The following is a 23,775-nucleotide window of genomic DNA, read 5'->3' on the forward strand; positions in this document are numbered from 1 at the left end:
CTTACTTCATGTGCTTACGCTGGAAGTCGGCAATGTTATCATATTCAGTTTGCAATTGGCGTGACAAGCGAATAAAGATTGGTGCCAATTCCCGGTACGCTTCGAAGTTTTCTGGATCTGGTTGATAAGTGTTTGACTTACCAACATACTTCGAGATTTCATACAAATCATCAATTTGACCCAAGGCCTTTTGAGCAACAACAACAGCTGCCAACGCCCCTGATTCAAAGGCTTGTGGCACTGTTACAGGTTGTTCAAAGATATCAGCAAACATTTGTCGCCACAAAGGTGAGCGAGCAAAACCACCAGTTGCTTGGATGGACTTCAATGAACCAACAACTTCTTCCAAGGCCAAGGAGACCATATAGACGTTAAAGGTAATTCCTTCCAGAACGGCACGAATCATGTTTGCACGAGTATGTGAATGGTTCAAACCGAAAAATGAACCACGAGCGTTTGCATCCCAAATTGGTGCTCGTTCACCACCCAAATATGGATGGAAGAGCAGGCCATCTGAACCAGCAGGAATCTTCGATGCCACTTCAGTCATCAAGTCATAAGCATCTTGCCCAAGCAATGCAGCCGTTGACTTCTCGGCATCAAAGAGGTTGTCGCGGGCCCAACGGAAGACATCGCCACCGTTGTTCACTGGTCCACCAACAACCCAGTGATCCTTATCCAAGGCATAAGTAAATGTCCGGCCCTTTGGATCGATAACAGGCTTGTCAGAAACGACACGGATGGCACCAGAAGTTCCAATCGTAATCGCTGCGACACCAGGTTGAACGGCATCAACACCAAGGTTTGACAATGGGCCGTCACCAGCACCATAAACAAATGGTGTATCAGCAGGCAAACCAAGAACCGTTGCGTAGTCGCTCTTCATCTTGGTTTCATATTCATATGGTGAGACAGGTTCAGGCAACTGGTCCTTTGACAAACCAGTGACTGACAAAGCTTGTTCATCCCAATCCAAGTTAAAGATGTTGAACAAACCAGTTCCTGAGGCAATTGAAATATCCATCTTGTTTGCACCGAACAAACGGAAGAACAAATATTCCTTAATTCCCAAGTAATGAGCAGCGTTGTTGTAAATATCTGGCTGGTCATTCTTCAACCAAAGCAACTTTGACAAAGGTGCCATTGGATGAATTGGCGTTCCGGTCTTTTGGTAGATTTCCATCCCCTGACCAGATTCCTTCAATTCATCAGCATACTTAACCGCACGAGTGTCGGCCCAAGTAATCACACGTGTCAGTGGCTTCCAATCCTTATCAAAAGCAATCAATGAGTGCATTGCTGATGAAAAAGAAACAGCTGCAACCTTGTTTCCTTCGCTCAATTTGGCCTTACGAACGACGGCAGCTAAAGCATTGGTGAAAGCAACAAAGATTTCATCTAAGTCTTCTTCCGCCATATCTGTTTGGTCCCGGTATAAAGGATAACCAACGTTCGATTGGGCCACCACTTGGTTTTGATCATCGAACAAAACGGCCTTGGTCGAGGTCGTTCCTAAGTCGATACCAATCATATAATCCATGATTATTTCTCCATCACAATTCCAGAAAAAAGGCCACACGGCCTTTTTTCTGATAAATTAGCTTAATCTAGAATAGCAAAACGCTTGATAGAATAGGCTTTTCAAAGAAAAAGCCCCCAAGTAACGGGAGCAAGTTTCAAAACAAAACTTAAATTACTTAGCAGCGTCCATTGCGTGTCCACCAAAGCCGTTACGCAATGCTGAAACAACCTTTCCAGTGAACGTGTCTTCTTGCAATGAGCGGTAACGCATTGCAAGTGACAAGTAGATAACTGGGGCTGGAACTTCCAAGTCAAGTGATTCTTCAACTGTCCACTTTCCTTCACCAGATGAGTGCATCCGTCCAGAAATCTTTGACAACTTTGGATCCTTGGCAAATTGTTCTTCGGCTAATTCCATCAACCATGAACGAACAACTGAACCGTGGTTCCACAACTTTGCGACTGCTTCGTAGTCGTAATCGAATTGTGAAGCTTCCAATACTTCGAAACCTTCGGCGATGGCTTGCATCATACCGTATTCGATTCCGTTGTGAACCATCTTCAAGTAGTGACCTGATCCCAAACGACCAGTGTACAAGTAACCATCTTCCAAAGCGATTGAAGCAAACAATGGTTCGATTGTCTTCCATGCTTCGGCGTCATCGCCACCAATCATGAAGTTTCCACCATTACGAGCACCTGACATTCCACCAGAAGTACCAGCATCGAAGAACTTCAAACCAGCTGCAGTGGTGCGCTTGTTTTGTTCCAAGTTGTCCTTGTAGTTTGAGTTTCCACCATCAATGATGATGTCGCCCTTATCCATCTTTTCAATCAAAGTATCGATTGTTGAGTTTGTTGGAACACCAGCTGGTACCATTACCCAAACAACCTTTGGTGATGGCAACTTAGCCAACATGTCATCGATTGTGCTTGCGCCTTCAACCTTGTCTGAGTAGGCATCTGCTTCTGCAACAAAATCCTTGTTCAAGTCGAATGCAACAACTTCGTGACCATTGTCAACGGCGTTCTTAACCAAGTTAAGACCCATCTTACCAAGGCCGATCATGGCAAACTTCATGTGTATTACCTCTTTTTTGAATTCTTCTATTAGACTACAAATTCTATTATATGAAAATTATTTACATGATGCAAGCGATAATTGAAAATGAATTTCAATTTCGGTATAGTATTTATATTCTTAAGTTCTTCAATAATAAAGAGAGACAACTATGTCAAATTCAATTTTTGTTAAACTCGGACAAAATCCGGCCGGTTATAATCAGACCGAAAGTAAACTGATTACTTATATTAAGGCCAAACCCGCCGAAGCCGCAACCGGCACCATCCGTGAAATGGCTGAAGAAACTGGCGTATCGACCGCTTCCATCTCACGCTTTGTTAAAAAAATCGGTTTCGCCTCCTATCGCGACTTTTCGGTGGCCCTCGCCTCTTATAATCAACGAAAGCCGCCCGTTGACTTGTTTGGTGAAATTGAGGATGCTGATGACACCGCCGCCATTACAAAAAAAGTTTTTGCCGGTGCCCAAAACGCCCTTTCAATGACCATCGATAACCTATCCGCCGAAAAATTAGACCAAGCGGTGAAATGGCTGACTTCGGCGAAGCGAGTTGGATTCTTTGGAATTGGTGGTTCTTCGATTGCCGCCTTTGATGCCTACCATAAATTCTTACGTACCCCAATCGATGTCATTTCTCATCCCGATTACGATATCCAATTGATGCAAGCCGTCAAGTTAACGCCGCAAGACACCGCCGTCGTGATTTCCCACTCCGGTCGCAACGAAGATACCCTCTTTGTTGCCCAAAAGTTAAAGGACAACCAAGTTCCCTTTATCGCGATTACTTCCTTCGCCGATTCTCCTTTGGCCCAGATGGCTGATTTAGTCTTCTTGTCCTTAGCTGAAGAAATTAACTTCCGGTCAGAATCGATGTCTTCTTTGGTCGCCCAGTTAACCATTATCGACACGCTCTTCACCCTTGCAGGCTCAAAGCTCCCAACACAAACGCAACACGTCGTCGATACCATGCGCGATGTGATTGAGAGCACCCGCCTCCATTAACCACTATTTCGGACCTTTGCTTAAAAATCAGCATTAGTCAACAAAAAAACGCACTGTTAATCAACAGTGCGTTTTTACGTGCTATTCTTGTTCTTCTTTTTCAACCATGGCAATTGCCTGGTTCATCAACATATCGATGGCCACAAAGTTTTCTCCACCTTCTGGTACGATAATGTCTGCATAACGCTTTGTGGGTTCAACGAATTGATTGTGCATTGGCTTAACGGTTGCCAAATATTGCTCAATCACTCCTTCAACCGTCCGGCCACGCTCATGCGTGTCGCGTTGGAGACGACGGATAAAGCGAATATCATCGTCAGTGTCAACAAACACCTTCAAATCAAGCAAGTGGCGAACACGCGCATCGTTGAAAAGCAAAACCCCATCAACTATAATCACATCAGCCGGCTCAATATGAACCGTTTCGCTTGATCGTGTATGTTGTGCATAATCATAAACCGGAATATCAATTGCCTGGTAGTCAATCAACTTTTCCAAATCAGCGACGAATCGATCAGTTTCAATCGAATCCGGATGATCATAGTTCGTCTTAACCCGCTCAGACATTGGCTTGCCCGACTGGTCCTTATAGTAAACGTCTTGCTGCAACAAAACTGGCTGGTTTGCACTTAAACGAGTGATTAACGCCTTGGAAACGGTGGTCTTACCAGAACCAGACCCACCTGTAATACCAATTAGTAACGGTTTCTTTGCCAAAATTGCCTCCAAGGGGCTAAAAAGCCCACTCAATTATTTTTCTTATCTAACCTATTTTACGTGATAACGGCCCTAAAAGCTAGTATCATTTTGTTTCAAAAAGGAAAATCGCGACATAAAAAGCCCGAAATTTGTCTGTCAAATTTCGAGCTTCAAATCAAAGCAATTTCCTTTGCTGATTTTTAATCTTGCTTTTGGACGCGAATTCGACTGGCCAATAAGTAACCAGATAACGGAATCAAGATAAACCAAGCAGCCGTGTGGTTCAAAGCAGCCCCATAGGAGGTCGACTTGATAAACACACCAATCAAGATACTGGCAACCAAAATCGATGTCGCCCCAATCACCTGGCGCATAGTCGTAATGATGGCTGTACCGTGAGAAACCAAGTGTTTAGGCAAAGCATTGTTGGCAGCCGTAACTGCTGGCATCATGATGAAGGCATTCCCACCTTCCAGAAGCATGGCGCCAATGATGGCCAGCAACAGGTACTTTGTTCCAAAGACAGCTAAGTCTACATAACCCAAAACCATCATGGTTGAACCGAGCAAAACCAATGGGCGCAAGCCAATCTTCTCAAGCAGCCGACCAGCACGTGGGTTCATGGAAGACAAAAAGACGGCCGCCGGAATCATCAACAGACCTGAAATAACCGGTACCAAATGATAAACCTTTTGGAAGTACAATGGCATCAAAACTGTCGCGGTAATTAAGCCAGAATAAGACATTCCCGTTAATAGCATGGCGGGCAAATAACCCTGGTACTTGAAAACCCGCAAATCCAAAAATGGTGTCTCTTCCCTCAACTGGCGAACGACAAAGGTCAACAAGAAAATGACGGAAAACAGCAAAATCAGTCCCAGCGGCCAATTCCAACCAGTAGCGGGTAAGACTGAAATCGTATAAAGAATACCGGCAAAGCCAATCAGAAGAAAAGCAGACATAAAGTCAAAGTTACGTGGCTCTAATTTGTGCGTATTTTCAATCTTGGACTGCATGGTGATAATCAAGACGAGCAAGACGATAAAGAATAGGCCGAACAAAATCCGCCATGATCCCCATTGCAGAACAATCCCGGAAACGATTGGACCAACAGCCAATGCCGAACCCATTACCAGACCAACGGTCCCCATTGCCACACCACGGTCATCCTTTGGTGTATTTTCCAAAATTACCGCCTGGTAAGTTGGAAAGAGTGCCCCAACAGCCACTCCTTCTAACAAGCGGCCAATCACAACACCAAGAAAGTTTGGCGTGACCATCGCATACAACGTTCCAACAAGAAAGACACCGACAATCAAATTCAATAACTTTTTCAATGGAATGTTATCTAACAGCCAGGGTGACAAAGGCATCACTAAGGTCATAGCGACCATAAAGCCAGAGGTCACCCACTGCACGTTAGCAGCATTAATTCCAAACTGCTTCATTAAAATTGGATAGGCTGTCGTCATCGTGGACTGAGAGATTGACATCGTAAAGGATGTCAATAACAAGACCAACGAAAATAGCGATAAGCGCTTCATATTTTTCAAGGAAATTTCCCCCTTTGTTGATTATCCCTTTATTCTATAGAAAAAATTCAAAAATGACAAGTTATTTATAATGATTCTAAATTAAAAAGAAACCCTAGAATGAGTTTCCTGGTTTAATTATTTAGTTCGTGTCGATCCTCGAGCAATCAAGGTGTATGGTAACTTAATTTGTGTTTCCGTCAATTTTTCACCGTTCATCAACTTTGTTAACATCCGCATGGCAACGGCCCCAATATCGTACTTAGGCTGGTTAATTGATGAAAGCTCTGGTCGGGAAACAATCGAAAAATTCGTGTTGTTTGATGTCACAATTTCCAAGTCTTCCGGTACCTTGTACCCATGGTCCTGATAATAGTTCAAGATGGAAACGGCAATTTCATCATCGTAAGCAACAACGGCCGTCACATCCTGGGCCATTAAATCAGCAGCCTGTAGTTGGCCAGCCTCATAGGTCCGTGCTTTTGCAAAGACTAGCTGGTCAGCGTAATCGATGCCCGCTTCTTGCAAAGCACGTTGGTAACCAACTAAACGAAAATCCTGATCAATTGCCCGGTCTCTTGAACCAAGAACCAAAGCGATTCGTTGATGACCGCGGGCGAGCAACTTAGTGGTCACCGTTTCAAAGGCAGTCACATAATCGATATTGACGGATGGCAAAGCTTCATTCTCGGCCACCGATCCGGCCAAAACAATCGGAACGCCGGCAGATTGAATCATGGCCATCACTGGCTCCGAGAGCTTAGTCCCCATATAAATAATACCGTCGACCTGCTTCGTCAGCAGGTTTTTGATAGCCGTCACTGCCCGATCCTGTTCATCATCGGTATTGGTTAGCAAAGCATCGTATTGATACATTTGGGCGATGTCATCAACGCCGCGAGTCAATTCAGAATAAAAAATATTCGTCACATCCGGCATGACCACGCCAATGGTGGTAGTCTTCTTGGAGGCTAAGCCCCGGGCTACCGCATTGGGCTGATAGCCTAGCTCGTCAATTGCCTTCAATACTTTGTCTCTGGTTGACTGGCGCACATTATCATTGCCATTAACAACTCGGGAAACAGTGGCCAGTGAAACTCCGACCTTTTCGGCGACATCATAAATTGTTGCGTTTTTCTTTTGCTCTGCCATCGCCATAACTCCTTATATAAAGCCTATTCTAAAGTTCAATCATAGCAAAAAAAGGCCGTTTGTGCAAACGCTTACACGGCCTTTTCATTTTTATTTAAATTACAAGACATTTTCATCCTGGTGCGTGTCAAGCAATTCTTGTTGACGGTAACGCCAGTAAGCAATACCCATGAAACCGAAGCTACCAACAAGCATTAAGAAGAAAGCGGCAACAAGGGTTAACCAGGTTGGCCAGCCATGGCTGGCTGCCCATAAAAATACAATTGGGTAGGCTAGTAAAATTAGAAAACTCCAGCCAACTTTAAATAAGGTCATGATTCCTTTCCTTTAATTCATAAAAATAATTCATAAAAAATAATGGTTTACTTGGCCAAGAAATTTTTCAGGAACTACCGCATTTCCTCAACCAAGGTCAATTGTGTTCGACACTGACCACAGCGATATTTTTTCGTATCCACTCGTCTTTTTCGATAAAAGTCGTGCCCGTTTTGGCAACGATAATGCCATTTCACGCTCTGCTGCTTTCTTGGCTCTAAAGCCGGTGCATAGCGCGATCCACCGATTTGTTGCAAGAGTTTCTTAAAATCGGCATCCTTATGCTGGTAGCCTCGGTGCGCCAAATGGAGGTGATAATGGGTTAGTTCGTGCTTGACAATACCGATAAAATCAGCCCGATGGGCCATCTTCGGATTGAAGTCAATATGATGGTCAGTTAAGTGGTAGCGGCCACCCGTTGTTTGCAAGCGATTATTATAGATCGCTTGGTGCGTAAAAGGCCGGCCAAAGAACTCTAAAGAGACTTTTTCAACGAATGCCTGCAAATCAGCTTGTCTGAGTTCAGCCGATTCAAAGCCACGTCCAATTTCACTATGAGTAGTCGCTGCTGGTTTTTTATGCGTGGATGTCGTCCGTGGCGTTTTCACCTTCGGGCTAACATGCCGACGATCACGCCTGGTGAACATAGACGTAATCAACGACCTTTTGCAGAGTCGTTAAGGAATCCAACTCTTCGTCTGGAATTTCCATATTATACTCATCTTCAACTTCTAAAACCAACTCAACCACATCAATTGAATCAGCCGATGTATCCTTAGCAAAGTTCAGATCGGGGCTAACCTTCTCAGCCTTTAATGAAAACCGTTGTGCGGCTTCCTTTGCTAACCGGTCATAAATCTGTTCTTTTGTAAACGCCATTTGTTACTCCTTCAGCGACTAACGGCTCGTGAGCAATATCATTCACGACCGTCAGGCTGATTTTTATTTTTCAATTTTCTTTGCCTTCAAAGCGTCGGCATTTTCTTTAATAAAGGCCGTTGTCTTTTCGACCAAGTTTTCCTGAACCATCGTTTGAATCTGGCCCATCGTGTTGGCAACAGCATTGGCCTTAGCAGAACCGTGCGTCTTAACGACAGGTGCCTTCACACCCAAGACCACAGCACCACCCTGTTCATTAAAGTCCATCTTATGCTTCAAAGAGCGCAAGGCTGGCTTCATCAAGAGAGCACCCAACATGCCACGGAATCCAGCTGATTTGATCGAATCCTTCAACTGATCCATCATCGTCAAAGCCGTTCCTTCCATAGCCTTCAATGCGGCATTACCAGAAAAACCATCAGCAACGACGACGTCGGCAGTTCCTTCCAAGATTTCACGGGCCTCAACATTGCCTAAGAAATTAAAAGCAGTTGCCTGTTTCATCAATTGGTGGGCTGCCTTGTGAGTCTCATCCCCCTTGTCTTCTTCGCCTCCATTATTTAATAGACGAACACGAGGGTTTTGAATGCCCATAACAGACTGCGCATAGAAGCTACCCAAAATCCCATATTGGTAAAGATGCGCTGGCTTATTTTCGGCATTAGCTCCCAAGTCCATGAAAACAAATGAATCGTGAGGGCCACCAAATGATGGAATAGCAGATGCCAAAGCAGGGCGGTCAACACCCTTAATCCGACCAACGATAAAGATAGCAGAAGACAGGATGGCACCAGTATTACCGGCAGAGAACAACGCATCCGCTGTCCCTTCCTTCACGGCCGTTGCAGCGCGCACCAAAGAAGAGTCTGACTTATTTTTCATTGCCTTAACAGGTTCTTCGCCCATCTCGATTTCCTCTGTCGTTGGAATCAATGTAATTCGGTCATTATTTTGAATCAATGGGCGGACCCTAGCTTCAGTTCCAAACAATTGGAATTCCAAGCCTGCGTAACGGTCACGGGCCAATTCAACTCCCTTGACAATTTCATCTGGGGCAAAGTCCCCACCCATCGCATCAATGGCAATCTTAATCACAATTTTTCTCCTAAAATTATCGTTTTCGTTTTAAATTCATTAATCAAAATGGCGGAACTGCGCCATGGTTTTGGATAAGTAAGTTACTAGGGGCTGATTTTCCACCTGGTTGTCCCAATCTGACTCACGCACAAGACTTAGGGCTTCTTGCTGGGCAATGGTCAGCATCGTCAAATCCTTAACTGGATCACCCACCTGAAATTCAGGCATCCCGGACTGCTTTGTCCCTAAGATATCACCTGCGCCCCGTAATTCCAAGTCACGCTGGGCTAATTCAAAGCCATCGGTTGTATCAACCAATGCCTTGAGCCGTTCCTTACCATAGTCGGTCTTAGGGTCGGCCACCAAAACCGTGTAGGATTGGCGGTCACCTCGGCCAACCCGCCCCCGCAATTGATGAAGCTGAGCCAAGCCGAAACGGTCAGCATCTAATATTAACATAATGGAAGCATTCGGCACATCGACCCCAACTTCAACGACGGTCGTTGCGACCAAGACCTGAACCTGATTGTCCTTGAAGCCCTGCATCAAGGTATCTTTGTCGTCCTTTTTCAACCGGCCATGTAAAAGACCAACCGTATAGTCCGGCAAGGCCGCCTGCAAGGTCTGGTAAACTTCGGTGACATTCCGGACATCCAGCGTCTCGGATTCTTCAATCAAGGGAGTCACAACATACGCCTGCGCCCCCTTGGCCAGCTCTGCCTTCATCAAAGCCAGCGCCTGGTCAAACTGTCTTTGAGAAAGCTGACTCGTAATAATCTGTTTCCGTCCTGCTGGTAACTCGTCAATCACAGAAACTTCCATCTCACCATAGGCTGTGATGGACAAGGTTCTTGGAATTGGTGTCGCCGTCATGGCCAGGATATCAGGGTTCATCCCCCCCTCACGTAACTTTGACCGCTGTTTCACACCAAAACGGTGTTGCTCATCAATGACTGCTAACCCAAGATGATGGAAGTAAACGTCGTCTTGCACCAGAGCATGGGTCCCGACAACAATGTCAATTTCACCATTGGTTAAATCAGCTAAGATTTGGCGACGCTGCGCAGCCTTCAGTCCGGAAGTCAACAGTTCCACCCGCAGGTCAATCCCCGCTTGATCAAAGAGCTTTGCCAGGCTCTTGGCGTGTTGCTGGGCCAGAATTTCGGTTGGTGCCATTAAGGCTGCCTGACAGCCGGCAGTCACCGTTGCATACATGGCGATGGCTGCCACCACCGTTTTTCCGGAACCAACATCACCTTGTAGGAGGCGGTTCATGTGCCGTGCATCGTGTTGGTCGGCCAAAATTTCGCCGACCACTCGCTTTTGGGCAGCGGTTAAGTCATAAGGAAGGCGGTCAATCAGTTTGGCAACCGCCGCCTTGTCATAATCCAGTGGTTGACCACCAAAAGACTGGTCTGCCTGTTTGATCAATTGTAGGCGCATTTGAAAGATAAAGAACTCTTCGAAGGCCGCCGACCGCCGGCCGGCCTTGGCTTCCGCTGAGTCCTTAGGAAAATGGGCCCACTCGATTTGCTGATTTTTATCGAGGAGGCGGTACTTATCACGCAAGTGTTGTGGCACCAAGTTTGGCATCTGCCCACGCAGTTGTCCCCATGCTTGCTCAACCAAATCAGCAATCGTCTTGGCCTTAACGCTCTTGGAGGCCGGATAAATTGGATCGAGGGCATCGGCCGTGGCTGGAACTAATTTGATAGCGGACAGGGCCGCCTTAGCTGCATTAAAGGTCCCATAAACGGCGACCTCCTGGCCAACCTCGATGTTTTTAGCAACCCAGGGCTGGTTAAAGAAGGTTACCCGGATATTTTCACGATCAATCAACAATCCTAAAACCGTCTGCGACCGTTTGCCAAAGCGCCGCACCACGGTGGGTGTGGAAACAATCCCTTTAAACGTCACCTTTTCCCCATCAAGCGTTTCCGATGGCCGTCTTGCGCCCAAGTCCTCGTAGCGGAAGGGATAATAAGTCAACAAGTCTTCAATTGTAAAAATACCCAAGTCGCGTAGCGCAGCTTGTCTCTTTTCCCCGACACCAGACAGTGCTGAAACCGGGTCTTCTAAAGCCAATGACATGAGTGTATCCCCTCTTTTTGATAAGCAATATTTTACCATTTTCAAGAACGAAATGAAATATCGGCCACGCCAGCAAGCCTGTCAGCACCACCTTTGCAACAATTTTGTCACGTTCGCCACCAAAATCAGAAGTTAACCAGCCAGTATTCTTTTGACATGGATTTTTCATCCATCCCAGTCATTCAAGCACTGATTTCTCATTTTTTAACCATAAAAAAAGACGCCAACGGCGACTTTTGTTCTTTAATGAATAAATACTGTGATGAAAGTAATCGCTCCAAAGAAAATTCCAGGAACGTTGGAAATGATGATTGGCCAATCCTTATAAGTCTTCAACCAACCATAGCCAGTCCATAGCGTAGCGTTGATCATCGCAACGGCTGGTTGGAGCCAGTTAACCGGCTCCCCACTAAAGTTAGAAATAATCTGTGGAAAGTATGAAACGTACATCAAGATATTCATCACGGTTGCGACCTTAGAAAAGATCTTCAGCATCTTAATCCGCTTCTCATCTACCTGTTTTTTTTCTTCTGGTGAAACATAATTATCAACACGCATGCCCATGATTTTGTATCTCCTATTCCATCATTCGCTCGAATGATTGTGTCAATTATAACACAATCAGAAAAAATGCAAGGACAATCGAAGCGAAGTGTTGGATAATCAAAAATAATTTATTTTTGATTAAAAAGCGCCATTATCCGTCAATCCTATCAGAGCCAGTTTTATAACTAAATGGCCGAAAAATCAAAAACAAATCATTGGAATTTAATCAACATTCCAGAACTTTAAACAAACTAAAACTTGCTTCATCAATTTAAACGAAATTTTATTACTTTTTGTTAGTTTTTATCTCATTTTTGATAGAATAAAGTATATCGTTCATCGAAGATGACATTCTATACAATTAATAGCCTTTTATAGAATCGTATAGAAGGCTAATTGCAGATTTTGTATCTTAAAATGTAGAAAAGATTTGTCGATACACCAACACATGCTTAGGTATTTTAGTTGAAGTAAAAACAAATAGGTAGTTCGAACAATTGAATGAAAGCATTACGTGCAGAGCCGGAATCACGATAAAAGCTGATTAACTTAGGTATTAGGAGAAGGCCCATATTATTAGAGTCAAATCATTCAAATAGCGGTAAAGTATCAGTATTTTAAATGAGTATGAAGTCATCGTCAACGTTGGTAAAAAAGATGGCATCTACTACGGACAAAAGCTAGGCGTCTATAAGCGGTTGGGCGAGGTCACCGCTCCCTATAATGATGACAAATTCTTAGGCCGCTGTGAATCACTAGTTGAAACACTGACACCATTAAAAATCGACGAAAACTACTCGATTTTATACAAACGTCACTTCGCTGTACCATCAACTACACATGTTAACTATCCATTAACTAGCACAGAAGCGCTGATTTTAAATGTTGATGACGACAATATTCTCCCGTTTGAATACGTTAGTCGTCAGACCATTAACCTGGGCGATACTGTGAGAAATTTACCGTTGTACTGATGGCTGTGGTCTGCCCGCCTATTAAACAAAATTTGACTGCAATCCAATCAACGGAAAAAATATATTTTGTGCCTATAAGAGGCAGCAATTTGAAGGCTTAACAGCCTTCTTTTTTGTTTACCAGTACAAGGGAAGTATCGGCCACAACCGCAAGCAAAGACTCACCGTTTTTTGTTTGAACATCAGTGGCGCTTGTCCTCTCAGGCAATTGAATCCGATTGTCTTCAGCAGCGATCAGATCCCCTTCCAGTACATCCTTGGCCATTTTAGTCGCTTCAATTTTATCCTTTCCAAGGGTATTCACATTTGGAAAATCGTGGAAGTTAACACCAATGCAGTCGCAATCTAGATATAAAGTTGAGTAATACATATATTTCATATTGCTCACCTTTTCGATCTCAACGTGCAAAATCAGCCTAATAGCCCAATGCTTTCAGTATTCGCTGGGCTAGCCTCTTTTTTCAATCAACATTGTAACATGTGCCAATATGGGTGTTGGCACCAACTATCTATTTTAAAATCAGAAAAGTAATTACTTGTGTGCACCAATCGGCCACAAATAATCATACGAAATCAAGATAAAATAACGCAGTTCAAAATAAATAAAAAAAGTCCCCGACAGGATAACCCGTCAGGGACTTTACTTTCAAGGTGGCAACCGGAGTCGAACCGGCGATCAGGGTGTTGCAGACCCATGCCTTACCACTTGGCTATGCCACCAAAAAGCGTTTGAACAACGCTTATAATTATAAAGAAAATTGGTCTAAATTACAATACCTTTATGAAAGTTATTGCACAAGCTGATTTAACCCAATTTATTATCTAAGAGAATCTGCTTCATTTCAGCCTGAATATCATCCGGCTTAACCCACTCGTCAAAGTGGTCAGCTTCCAGTGGTAAAAAGTCATAGTGATGGTTAATAAAGTCCTCTACCTTTTCCACGTGAGAAGACCGCGGAATATTCATCTTCAAAATCCGAACTTCCTTAATCATCCCATGCTCAGCAGCATACTCTGCTCGAGAGTTTTCGGAAATATTGCCCAGCTCGTAGTAAATTGTGCCATCGTTGCGGGTGATTTCTTCAATCAAATTAAACGTCTGATTCATCTAACAAGTTCCGTCCTTCCTTTTGGTAATGGCGCTCGACAATGTAAGTCGACAGCCAAATCGATAGCAAAATACCAATCATGCCCAACAGCATCGTGGCCACTTCCATCACCAAGAGCTTGGCATTGATAAATTCCGCCAACGTGTAGTGCAGGCGCAGGTACCAAATCAAGAGTGGAATATTAGCTCCCAACATCCCGAAGAAGAGTGTGTTAACCGCCGTCCCCAGAATTTGGCTGCCAATGGTTTCCGCATGCTCACTTAACGATTCCTTCGTAATATCGGGCGAACGTTCAATTACTTCAAATAAATCAGCAGTAATCGCCATCGAAGCTTCAGCAATCGCCCCCAAAGCCGAAATGACCATCACAATCACGACTAAATGGCTAAAGTTGATGCCGATATTGAGCGACAAGCCCTCTAATTCATCCGAATTTTCCAGAGTATAGCCTTGGACCTGAGCAAAGTGTTGGGTCAAAAAAGACAAGCAGCCAACAACGGTGGTGACCACCAAAGAGCTCTGCCAAGCAATTGCCATGACCTTAGCTCGACCGGCCGAAAGGTAGATAGCGACCGAAAGAATCATCAAGGAAATGATGGCCATCACGATATAAGGGTTAAAGCCCCAATTAACAAGGATAATCAACGTAAAAATCAGGAAAAAGTTCAAGACCAGTCCCAAAAAAGTCTTCAACCCTTGCTGACCACCAACAATCATCAATGAAAGAAGAAGGATAATAATCAGCACACAAATCGAATTCATTTTGCCGCCTCCTCTTCTTGATGACGTAATTTCCAGGCCGTCAGGCCGGCCGTGACTGGTACTGCCCAAACAATTCCAAGAGCAGAAACAACCGTCTGCAAGATACCAAGGTTCATGACTTGGTCCAAAATGTAGGACCAATTATTGCCATTGCGTAGCATCAAAATCACCATTGGAATCGTCTCGGCAATAAAAATCATAAACAAGACGTTGGTCAAGGTACCCAAAATCTCACGGCCAACCGACAATCCCGCCTGCCAATAATCCTTAAAGGGTCGATGCGGTGATTCCCGGTAAAGGCCAAAGAGACCAGCAACAATATCAGCGGACTCATCCATCACCGCTCCCAAAACACCAATAATAGTTTGCGCATAGAAAATTGGGGCTGGAACCTGGGTCACAAAGGACATCGTTTCAAAGTGCACACCAATACCACCCGTCACTAGTAACACAAACCACATAACAAAAACCGCCAAAGCAGTCGTAATGGCCGTCGCCACTAACGTAATATGGGCCTGCCGACTGCGTCCTAAGACAAGGTAGAGCGAAAGAGCTGCTAAAGCCACCGCTACCAAAGAAAACCAGAGAACAACCGGCAAACTCTTAACGTGGACATCAACAACCAGTGCCACCACAAAAACGGCAGCATTCAAGACAACCGATAGCAACAAGAAACTAGTCTTTTTAAAGCGAACATAAATGATTGTCGCCGTTACCAATAAGGCCACCAACGCCAAGAGCGTCGAATCGCGCTTGATGGTGTCGATCTGATAGGAACCAGAATACTCCTTGAGTAGAATTTGGTCACCAACCTCGTAATTAGTCGTCATCGTCTGTGAGGCCATCACCTGATTTTGAATCTTAACCGTTTGGCCAGATCGGTTGAGTAGTTTCACCGACAAGTTCTGGGTATATTGACCGTCCTGGTTACCAAATTCGTCCGTGGTTGATTCTTGACTGGTCTGCTTAACGGCCGTAACCTGGCCAACAGGGGCGGAGTACAAAAAACTATCAAAGCGGGCAAAGAAAAAGGCCAGGATGGTCACAACGGCAATAATGGCCAAGCGGCCAAGCTGTTTTTTCATGATCAACATCCCCTCTTACCCTCCTAAAAAGGGCAAAGTTAAAACTTACAAAAGAAAAGAGCTGTCACAGTCACTGTCCAGCCCCAACAGAATTTTTTTTAACGACGTAAACGCAGATTTTCGCCGGCTACAGCCACTGGCTGGGCCAAGAATAAGATTCGCTGCATCAACCGGGCAGCCTTGCCCGGCTCTTTTGCCTCTCTCGTTTGACTCAAATACTCCTCTAATGAGGTTAAATCAAAATTAGAAGTAAAGCAAGTGGTCAACTGATTTTGCATTCGGTATTCCAAGATAACCGACAGGATCGAATCTCTCGCCCAAGCAGTCAAATTATCCGTCCCCATATCGTCTAAAATCAGGACTTCGGCCTGTTTAGCCTGCGCGATAATATCATCCGTTTTTTGTTCAGTACTATTTTTATTGAAACCGGCCTTCAAGTCCTCAATCATCGTTGTCCAGTGGACCATCATGACCGAAATCCCATTAGCAGACAAGGCATTGGCCAAGGCTCCCATTAGGTAGGTCTTCCCGACACCAAAATCGCCGTAAAGATAAAGGCCTTGAACAAAGTCGTCCTGGCGGCCTTCATCTTTTGAAACCAAGGCGTCAAAAAGTCGAACGGCCGCTGAAACAGCAGCCTGGCGACCAGGGTGTTGGCCGACTTCTGCAACTAATTGTTTCAAATCAGCCTGGCGAACGTCCTTTGGCACCGAAAACATCTTCAGCATCTTTTTTTGCATCAAAGATTCCTGGGTTTTCTGGCTGGCCTGGTAGGTCACGTGTGGGTAACCCTTTTCAATCGTTAGAATGGGATGGTAACCGGGAAAAAGGCCACTATCAGGATTTTTACTCTGATGCTTTTGGTTAACATACTCGAACAAGTCCATCATCGACACCGCGAAGGCATCGGGTTTTAACTCTTTTTGATGTGCCTGCCAGAAATCTTGAACGTCTTGATCGTTCTTGATCACTTCCAGGGTTTGCGCCAAACGGGCATTGGAAACTTGGGGATATTTTTTTTGAAAATCTTTTAAGGCTGACCCTAAATCTTTCATTACAAACCTCAATTCTTAGTTTTGCGATCCTTCAACAACGCCATCATGGCAGCTGCATCATCACCCTGACTGGCCCGGCTAGTCAACTGGTCATTTTGAGCCATCTTCGGTTCCACCTTCTGGCCGGATCGATTATACCGACCCTGGTAGCGACTTTGATTCGTGCTCGTGCGGGCCTTCTGTTGGTTTTGGTGGTTCTTAATCGCAGCGACTGCCTTCGGTGCGGTATCGACCTGATTTTTCGCCCAATCATTGACAATCGAATCGACCAAGTTCCGCTTCAAATCAGAATTATCCATATTCACCAAAACCTGGTAAATCAGGATATTGATCACTGGTACCGGCAAAATATTTTGTTGAACCAGATTGGTTAGTAACTGGCTCTCGGACTTTGTCACGTAACCATGATTATTTTCTTTAATTTGCCGTAGAAAGTCAATTGGACTCAATAAATCAGCTGCCTGATAAAGCGATTGCAGGGCCCTTGATTGTTTTGACGTGCCTTGTTTAGGCTGACTCTGACTGTTTGACGCCTGAGCCGTTGGTTGACCCTGGCCGCCAGTCAGCTGCTGGCCAACTGAACCAACTGCTTGATAGCTCTGCCCTGGACCAGCTGAAGATGTTTCAACTTGATTTCCCCGGTTGGCTAACTTGGTCTTTTCAGCATTGTTTCCCCACTGATTTTGCAAGTAGGCCATAAAAGCAGGACGGTTTAAGCGGTGATCATCAAGGTTAATGTTGCGCGTAATGGCCGTTGCTAACTCGGCCTCGTTCAGCCCGTAAAGGACCTGCTGGGTCATAATCAATTGCCGGTCGGACGCTAAATTAGCAGCCGTTGTGCCATGGATAAGGGCGACCATCGCATCGTAGTCAAAGCTCTGCGTACTAAAGTCCAAATCGTCCAGCGACCCTGGCCCTGCCAATTCGACACTTGGCTGGCGGCCGGCAACCGGATTATCAAAGAATTCCAAGAAGCTAGCCGAGAGGTTGACAACGTTGGCACCAGTGACTTGACCGGCCGGTTGACCCGCAAAGCGGTCAGCCAAAACCTGAAAGCGGTCCTCACCGGCAAAGTAAAAGAGTAAGCCAGACAGCAAGTCTTCGTTAAAGAAGTCTTGTGCCGTCATTGGAGGCTGAATTTGATATGTATAGCCAGCAAAGCCACCGGCTTCCTGGTAGAAGGTTTTCAACAACCCCACCGCCTCCAGCGCCTTGCGGGCATGGACAAGGTCGGGCAATGACAAGGTTAACGTATCAAGCAGCAAATAGTGATCGGACCATTTTGTCGTACCGGCCTGGCTCTCTTGAACCATGAAATGGTAGAGGGCATAAGCTTTGGCACCCAGAAAAGGCAAGTACAAGCTAAAAACACGGTCCAAATCAGCAAGGCTAATTGGCGCCTGCAAGCTCAAATAGGCCGGCTCTTTCGCCTGAAATTCAATTGTCTGCTTGGAAACAGCCATTATTCTTCCTTCTTTAAATCAACTAGATACTTTTCAACTTGCTGCTTTAGTTCTTCTTCACTGCCATTATTGTCAAAGACGACGTCAGCCATCTCGACCTTCTTTTCGATTGAAATTTGGGCCTTAATTCGGCTTTGAGCCGCATATTCGTCTAAGTGATCGCGGGCCATTAATCGGTCAAGTTCGATCCGCGGGTTCGTAGCGACCACCAAAATTTGGTCGAGCCAGCCAGATTCATCGTACTTTTGTTCAAAAAGGAGTGGAATGGCGATAAAAATCACCTTTTCACCACGATTTTTAAAAAAGTTGAGCTTGTCCTCAATCGCTGAGTAAATTGCTGGACTCGTAATCGCTGTGAGTTCCTTTAATTTAGCTGGGTCTTGAAAGACCATTTGCCCAAGCTTTTTTCGGTTCAAGACTCCGTTTTCAACAATATCTAAACCAAAAATATCCTTGATTTTTTCAAGAGTAAAGGTCCCCGGTTCCACTACCTCGCGGGCAACCAGGTCGGCATCAATTACCCGGTAACCGGCAGCTGCGACAATCTTGGTGACCGCTGATTTTCCAGTAGCAATACTCCCTGTTAAACCGATGATTTTCATGCTGCCCCCTTCTGCAAAGCTTGTGCAAAGACTTGGCTTGAGTAGACAACTCGCGCCGTATTCAAGTATGGCGTCACGTAGATATAGGCTAAGCCAAAGGTCAAAAACCCTAGTAGGTGCCAGCCCAAAAAGGAAAGTTCAAGTTGGAAAAGTTCCATTTTTCGTCCAGACATTACCCGCCGAGAAATCGAAATATAGTCGGTCAAGGATTTCTGCTGGCGACCAAACAGGCTATCCATCTTAAAGGCATAGTAAGTCTGTGAGTAGGAGAAGGCCTTAACGAAGCCCGGAATCACCAGTGCCGACCATAAGAAGAGCAGGATGTTTTGTACGAAAGCCAGCATAAAGGTCGCAAAGAACCGCCCAAAGCGAAAAGCCTGAATGCTTTGGCGCCATGTGACCTTAGCCTTTGGTTCCTGAAACTGATCCACAATGGCCCATTTAGCAGACCAAGAGAAGACCAGAGCAATGGTACTGGCAACCGTTTGGCTAAAGTAAGCACTTTGTTGGTTGAAGTACACCAGCTGACCCGTTTGGTGATAGTTCAATAACACCAGATAGGTTGTTGTCAGTACCAAAGCGGTTTGAAAAAGATTAAATAAAATAACAATCCAGTTAGCCTTGATGGCAGCAACAAAACTTTTTTGTAGATGTTTTCTGGCGGTCAGCTTAACACGATTGCGCGAGATTGGTGTGATTTCTGTCATGAGTTCCTTTCGCGAAAAGGCGCAATTACCTTCTGCTGGGTTTTTAAAGATAAATAAAATGAAATAGCGGTTAATAGCACTGATTTTTCATGGTCTAATTACAGCTACCAGACAAGCCGAGGTCTCACTTACTTTTGTACCTGGCAGTTTGGACAGTAGGTGGTTCCGCGTTGGGCGACTTTAATCTTGACAAGTGTCGTACCACAGCGCCGGCAGGGTTCACCAGCACGGCCATAGACATCAAGTTCGTTTTGAAATTGACCAACCTCACCAAAAACATTGGAAAAGGAATGGACGGTCGTCCCATGATGAACGGTCGCCCGGTTAATTTCTTGAATAATATTTTGGCGCAGGTTGGACACCTCTTCCGCCGATAAATGGTCCGTTAAGGTCTCCGGATGGACCTTGGTCTGCCAAAGTACCTCATCCGTATAGATATTACCAAGGCCAGCCACATTAGACTGGTCAAGCAAAAACGGCTTAATCTTTCGGTGGGACTTGGCTAAAATTGATATTAAATAGGTGATATCTAAATCAGCTTCGGTGGGTTCCGGCCCCATTTTCGCTAAACCGGAAACCTCTTGGTATTCTTTACCGGTCGGTACCAGTTGCATCCGGCCGAAGCGGCGGGTGTCGTTGTACATTAAATCGCGGTCGTCATCTAGGGTAAAGATCACTTCCGTGTGCTTATGTGGGGTCGCTCCCACAGGCTCAACCGAGTACTGGCCCTCCATCCGTAGGTGGGAAACCAGGGTCTTTTGATTTGAGAGCCGGAAAAGCAAAAACTTGCCCCGCCGGTCAATTTTATCGATAGTTGCCCCGGCTAAGTCCGTCTGAAAATTCGTTAAATCAGAAACGATTGCTTTTGGATAAGGAACAGCCACGCTGTTAATTTTTGCCCCCTGTACCAGGGCAGTCAGCCCGCGGCGGACAGTTTCAACTTCAGGTAATTCTGGCATTTGGGTCGATAACCCCCTTCATATCAACGTTTTAAATATTTGTGGCTTAGTTTTTGGTTAACTTTTGGCCTAACCTTGACGATTACTGGTTAAATCAACAAATTTCATTAATATTTTCAAGAAATATTATAACAAAAAATAGCCAGGCACGATTGCCCGACTATCTTTTGGATAATCTGTCAATAAGTTCATATTGTTTTCATTATAGCACAGGGATAATGGCCAATATTTCGGCTTGCTGTCGTCAACCAACTACCAGTTGGCCACACTTGAAAAAATGGCAACTCGATTAAATCACTTCGAATCCTGAGGTCGGCTAGCCCACTTTGGCTTACCTTTATCCTTCTTCTTCCGTGCTTGGTGCTTTTTCTTCGCCTTGGCAGCTTCCTTGGAAGTCAGTTCGCGTTTCTCTTCGGACTGCTTTTGACGGTTCTTCTTATCGGCTTTGCGGTTTTTGCCGTCCTGAGGATTGGCAGCCCGCTTCTTTTCAGCACGTGGCTGTTTTTCTTCGGCCAAATCAGCGCCATCTTCTGTCACTGTCGCCATCGCCTTTTGCAACTTCTTGGCTTCCTGTTGCTTTTCATCGGCTGCGGCCCAGTTGAACTTTTCCAGGTTGATTTCTTCTGACAAGTACTGCTTCAACTTGCGGATATCGTGGTCGTTACCCAGGTTCAACACTTGACCGGAAAGACCAGCACGCCCTGTTCGACCTGTTCGGTGAAGGTAGGTCGTCAAGTTATGCGGAATTTGCGCATTGACCACTAATGGCAAGCCCTGAATATCAAGACCACGGGCAGCCACATCCGTTGCCAGCAACAAGTCAAGTTTGCCCTTCTTAAACGATTGGAGGGCATCGGCCCGCTTTAAGTGCGACTTTTCGTTGTTCCCAACGGACATGACGGAAGCATGTTCGTGGCGCAAGGCTGCTTGTGCGGCAACCAAGGCCCCAATGGTGTTAAAGAAAACCAAGGCTTGCTGGTGTCGGCGAGCTAATTCAATCAAGACCTTGTGCTTTGCCTTGGCATCAACGTGCAAGTAGGTATGGCCAATGGTTTTTGGTGCCTGATTTTCCACGGAAACCGGCTTCACAGAGTGGCCAAAAAGTTCCTTGACCCAGGCCAAATCGACACCTGAGGTTGCCGAAAAAAGAGCAACCTGGTCAAGTGGTGGAAGCGCATCCGCTAAGGCGTTTAAGTCTTCCTGGTGTTCTTCGTTCAAGGTGGCATCGGCCTCATCGACAATTAACGTCTTCAGGTGTTTGGTTTTCAACGCCCCACCATCAATCATCGTTAAAATCCGGCCAAGAGTCCCGACCACGATAGCCGGCTTCTCCTTCTTCAACTTATCAGCCTGGCGTTTCCCGTTCGCCCCACCAATTAAGGCGGCAACCTTGACACCAACCTCGCTCGCATACGGGCGAATAACCTGAGCCAACTGTGCCCCTAGTTCCTGTGAGGGTGCTAAAATCAGAACCTGACTCTGCTTGGCCGTCAAATCAATCCGTGACAACACCGGCAAAGCAAAGGCTAACGTCTTCCCAGAACCAGTCGGTGCCAGGCCGAAGACTGATTCACCGGCGGTCATTCGGTCAAAAAGGGCATTTTGAATCGGCGTTTCTTCTTGAAATTGTTCATGAAATAAATTGGCAAGTTCCGGTAAAATCATTCTTTATTTTCCTTATTTTTGGCGACTGTCTTTTTGACGGCAATCGGCCCGTTTTTAAAATTCACTTCTATTATAACAAAAGCCCGCCTTACGATTTTTGTAGGTGGGCTTTTTCGACTGAAAGGTAGCCAATGGTTTTTGGCTTATTCAGAATATTCAAAGACAAAGTTTGTATTATTAATTCGAACATCGTCGCCGTCTTCGGCACCAGCTTCGCGCAACTTATCATCAACACCCATATGGCGGAGTTGACGGGCAAAGCGCATAATGGTTGCTTCACGTTGCATGTTCGTCATGGCAGCCAGCTTTTCGACTTCTGGTCCAGAAATCAACCAGCAAGAAAGTTCATCATCCCAATCAACGGAAACGACAGGAGCTTGCTTCTTGTATTGGTAAATCTTCTCTTCCGTTGTTTCTTCTTCCTGTTGGTAAGCCGTTGGTACTGGCGCTTGATCCAACAAGTCGGCCGTCTTGCGCAAAAGCGCATCAACGCCATCATGGGTCACAGCTGAAATTGAAACAATTTCAGGTGTTTTAGCCAAACCAGAATCTGCTTGCACCTGTTCTTGGAACTTCGCAAACAATTCCTCTGAATCTGGCATGTCCATCTTAGTAGCAACCACGATTTGTGGCCGCTCCAAAATCGTTGGATCATATTCCTTCAATTCAGTCAAAATTTTCTTATACTGAACATAGGGGTCCTGTCCTTCAATGCCAGACATATCCACCAAGTGCAAGATAACGCGGGTCCGCTCAACGTGACGCAAGAATTGGAATCCTAATCCAACACCTTGTGAAGCCCCTTCAATCAACCCTGGCAAATCAGCCATGACAAAGTCACGGTTATCGCCCAAGCGGACCATCCCGATGTTCGGGTCAATCGTTGTAAAGTGGTAAGCCGCAATCTTTGGCTTCGCATTTGACACCACCGACAACAAAGTTGATTTTCCAGCAGAGGGGAAACCAACCAAACCAACATCAGCCAAAACTCGCAATTCCAACTTAATTTGTCGTGTTTGACCTGGCTCACCGTTTTCAGATAATTCAGGAGCTGGGTTAGCTGGCGTGGCAAAACGAATGTTACCGCGACCACCACGACCACCACGAGCAACCAATAATGTCTGATCAGGGCGCACTAAATCACCCAATACCTCACCGGTATCAGCATCGGTCACGATGGTCCCTTGGGGAACTTTAATCACGCGGTCGTCTGCAGACGCACCGGTCATCCCCTTGGTCCCACCATTACCACCAGACTGGGCCTTAAAGTGACGATTATAACGGAAATCCATCAAAGTTCGTAGTCCTTCATCCACCTTTAAGATGATGGAACCACCATGGCCACCGTCCCCACCGAAGGGACCACCCATGGCCACAAACTTTTCATGACGGAAGGAAACGATTCCATCGCCACCCTTACCTGCTTTTAGCTCAACTTGTGCTTGATCAACAAATGCCATTCGTATTCGCGCGCAATGCGCTACTCCTTTTTTAATCC

Annotated in this window: 23 protein-coding genes and 1 tRNA gene; 1 reads left to right on the forward strand and 23 read right to left on the reverse strand. The window is 45.4% G+C overall.

Features of this window, described 5'->3' with window-relative positions; genetic code table 11:
- Nucleotide 1 precedes the first annotated feature (1 nt).
- Both gntK and gnd read right to left on the reverse strand, forming a co-directional pair.
- On the reverse strand, nt 2–1,540 hold the full coding sequence (gene gntK / locus AABI20_RS01560) for a gluconokinase (protein ID WP_047975308.1): 1,539 nt from the start codon (nt 1,538–1,540) through the stop codon (nt 2–4).
- Nucleotides 1,541–1,693: 153 nt separating this feature from the next.
- Complete coding sequence (gene gnd, locus AABI20_RS01565; RefSeq protein WP_047975309.1) at nt 1,694–2,602, reverse strand: phosphogluconate dehydrogenase (NAD(+)-dependent, decarboxylating); 909 nt, start codon at nt 2,600–2,602, stop codon at nt 1,694–1,696.
- A gap of 151 nt (nt 2,603–2,753) precedes the next feature.
- On the opposite strand from gnd, the gene AABI20_RS01570 reads away from it, so the two are divergent.
- Nucleotides 2,754–3,605, forward strand: coding sequence for a MurR/RpiR family transcriptional regulator (locus AABI20_RS01570; protein ID WP_338346575.1), 852 nt, complete (start codon nt 2,754–2,756; stop codon nt 3,603–3,605).
- Nucleotides 3,606–3,686: 81 nt separating this feature from the next.
- On the opposite strand, the gene udk is transcribed toward AABI20_RS01570, so the two are convergent.
- The 21 genes from udk to obgE all read right to left on the reverse strand — a co-directional run bounded on the left by udk (nt 3,687) and on the right by obgE (nt 23,737).
- Nucleotides 3,687–4,322 (reverse strand): uridine kinase, encoded by a 636-nt coding sequence (gene udk, locus AABI20_RS01575; protein ID WP_047975311.1) that lies wholly within the window; start codon nt 4,320–4,322, stop codon nt 3,687–3,689.
- A gap of 182 nt (nt 4,323–4,504) precedes the next feature.
- The gene (locus tag AABI20_RS01580; RefSeq protein ID WP_338346663.1) at nt 4,505–5,848 is read right to left on the reverse strand and encodes an MFS transporter; all 1,344 of its coding nucleotides are present in this window, start codon (nt 5,846–5,848) and stop codon (nt 4,505–4,507) included.
- 126 nt (nt 5,849–5,974) lie between these two features.
- On the reverse strand, nt 5,975–6,988 hold the full coding sequence (locus tag AABI20_RS01585) for a substrate-binding domain-containing protein (RefSeq protein ID WP_047975313.1): 1,014 nt from the start codon (nt 6,986–6,988) through the stop codon (nt 5,975–5,977).
- 99 nt (nt 6,989–7,087) lie between these two features.
- Nucleotides 7,088–7,303: a hypothetical protein gene (locus AABI20_RS01590; protein ID WP_338346576.1), complete on the reverse strand. Its 216-nt coding sequence runs from the start codon at nt 7,301–7,303 to the stop codon at nt 7,088–7,090.
- 74 nt (nt 7,304–7,377) lie between these two features.
- The gene (locus AABI20_RS01595; RefSeq protein ID WP_421825115.1) at nt 7,378–7,851 is read right to left on the reverse strand and encodes a SprT family protein; all 474 of its coding nucleotides are present in this window, start codon (nt 7,849–7,851) and stop codon (nt 7,378–7,380) included.
- Nucleotides 7,852–7,933: 82 nt separating this feature from the next.
- The gene (acpP, locus tag AABI20_RS01600) at nt 7,934–8,182 is read right to left on the reverse strand and encodes an acyl carrier protein (RefSeq protein ID WP_047975315.1); all 249 of its coding nucleotides are present in this window, start codon (nt 8,180–8,182) and stop codon (nt 7,934–7,936) included.
- Nucleotides 8,183–8,245: 63 nt separating this feature from the next.
- On the reverse strand, nt 8,246–9,274 hold the full coding sequence (plsX, locus tag AABI20_RS01605; RefSeq protein ID WP_047975385.1) for a phosphate acyltransferase PlsX: 1,029 nt from the start codon (nt 9,272–9,274) through the stop codon (nt 8,246–8,248).
- Nucleotides 9,275–9,316: 42 nt separating this feature from the next.
- A complete protein-coding gene (recG, locus tag AABI20_RS01610; RefSeq protein WP_338346578.1) occupies nt 9,317–11,350 on the reverse strand; it encodes an ATP-dependent DNA helicase RecG in 2,034 nt (677 codons plus the stop codon).
- Between the two features lie 243 nt (nt 11,351–11,593).
- Nucleotides 11,594–11,908, reverse strand: coding sequence for a SemiSWEET family transporter (locus AABI20_RS01615; protein ID WP_047975386.1), 315 nt, complete (start codon nt 11,906–11,908; stop codon nt 11,594–11,596).
- Nucleotides 11,909–12,967: 1,059 nt separating this feature from the next.
- A complete protein-coding gene (locus AABI20_RS01620) occupies nt 12,968–13,249 on the reverse strand; it encodes a type II toxin-antitoxin system HicB family antitoxin (protein ID WP_338346579.1) in 282 nt (93 codons plus the stop codon).
- 270 nt (nt 13,250–13,519) lie between these two features.
- Nucleotides 13,520–13,590: transfer RNA gene (locus AABI20_RS01625), tRNA-Cys, on the reverse strand.
- Between the two features lie 85 nt (nt 13,591–13,675).
- The gene (locus AABI20_RS01630; protein WP_047975318.1) at nt 13,676–13,978 is read right to left on the reverse strand and encodes a hypothetical protein; all 303 of its coding nucleotides are present in this window, start codon (nt 13,976–13,978) and stop codon (nt 13,676–13,678) included.
- Nucleotides 13,962–14,741, reverse strand: a complete 780-nt coding sequence (locus AABI20_RS01635) for a YibE/F family protein (RefSeq protein ID WP_338346580.1) — start codon at nt 14,739–14,741, stop codon at nt 13,962–13,964. The genes AABI20_RS01630 and AABI20_RS01635 overlap by 17 nt, the downstream gene beginning before the upstream one ends.
- Nucleotides 14,738–15,835 carry a YibE/F family protein gene (locus tag AABI20_RS01640; protein WP_369795913.1) on the reverse strand — a complete coding sequence of 366 codons (1,098 nt, stop codon included), beginning with the start codon at nt 15,833–15,835 and terminating at the stop codon, nt 14,738–14,740. The genes AABI20_RS01635 and AABI20_RS01640 overlap by 4 nt, the downstream gene beginning before the upstream one ends.
- Before the next feature lie 89 nt (nt 15,836–15,924).
- Nucleotides 15,925–16,881 carry a primosomal protein DnaI gene (dnaI, locus tag AABI20_RS01645; RefSeq protein WP_288845911.1) on the reverse strand — a complete coding sequence of 319 codons (957 nt, stop codon included), beginning with the start codon at nt 16,879–16,881 and terminating at the stop codon, nt 15,925–15,927.
- Between the two features lie 8 nt (nt 16,882–16,889).
- Nucleotides 16,890–18,344, reverse strand: a complete 1,455-nt coding sequence (locus tag AABI20_RS01650) for a DnaD domain protein (protein WP_338346582.1) — start codon at nt 18,342–18,344, stop codon at nt 16,890–16,892.
- Entirely contained in the window at nt 18,344–18,946 is a 603-nt protein-coding gene (gene coaE / locus AABI20_RS01655; RefSeq protein WP_047975322.1) for a dephospho-CoA kinase, read from the reverse strand. Before coaE ends, AABI20_RS01650 begins: the two co-directional genes overlap by 1 nt.
- Nucleotides 18,943–19,653: a DUF975 family protein gene (locus AABI20_RS01660; protein ID WP_338346583.1), complete on the reverse strand. Its 711-nt coding sequence runs from the start codon at nt 19,651–19,653 to the stop codon at nt 18,943–18,945. The genes coaE and AABI20_RS01660 overlap by 4 nt, the downstream gene beginning before the upstream one ends.
- A 128-nt stretch (nt 19,654–19,781) precedes the next feature.
- Nucleotides 19,782–20,612, reverse strand: coding sequence for a DNA-formamidopyrimidine glycosylase (gene mutM / locus AABI20_RS01665; protein WP_288845906.1), 831 nt, complete (start codon nt 20,610–20,612; stop codon nt 19,782–19,784).
- 294 nt (nt 20,613–20,906) lie between these two features.
- Nucleotides 20,907–22,277, reverse strand: coding sequence for a DEAD/DEAH box helicase (locus AABI20_RS01670; protein ID WP_288845905.1), 1,371 nt, complete (start codon nt 22,275–22,277; stop codon nt 20,907–20,909).
- A gap of 143 nt (nt 22,278–22,420) precedes the next feature.
- Nucleotides 22,421–23,737: a GTPase ObgE gene (gene obgE / locus AABI20_RS01675; protein ID WP_288845904.1), complete on the reverse strand. Its 1,317-nt coding sequence runs from the start codon at nt 23,735–23,737 to the stop codon at nt 22,421–22,423.
- Between the last annotated feature and the right edge of the window lie 38 nt (nt 23,738–23,775).

The sequence above is a fragment of the Fructobacillus cardui genome (assembly GCF_963580785.1).
Taxonomy (GTDB): domain Bacteria; phylum Bacillota; class Bacilli; order Lactobacillales; family Lactobacillaceae; genus Fructobacillus; species Fructobacillus cardui.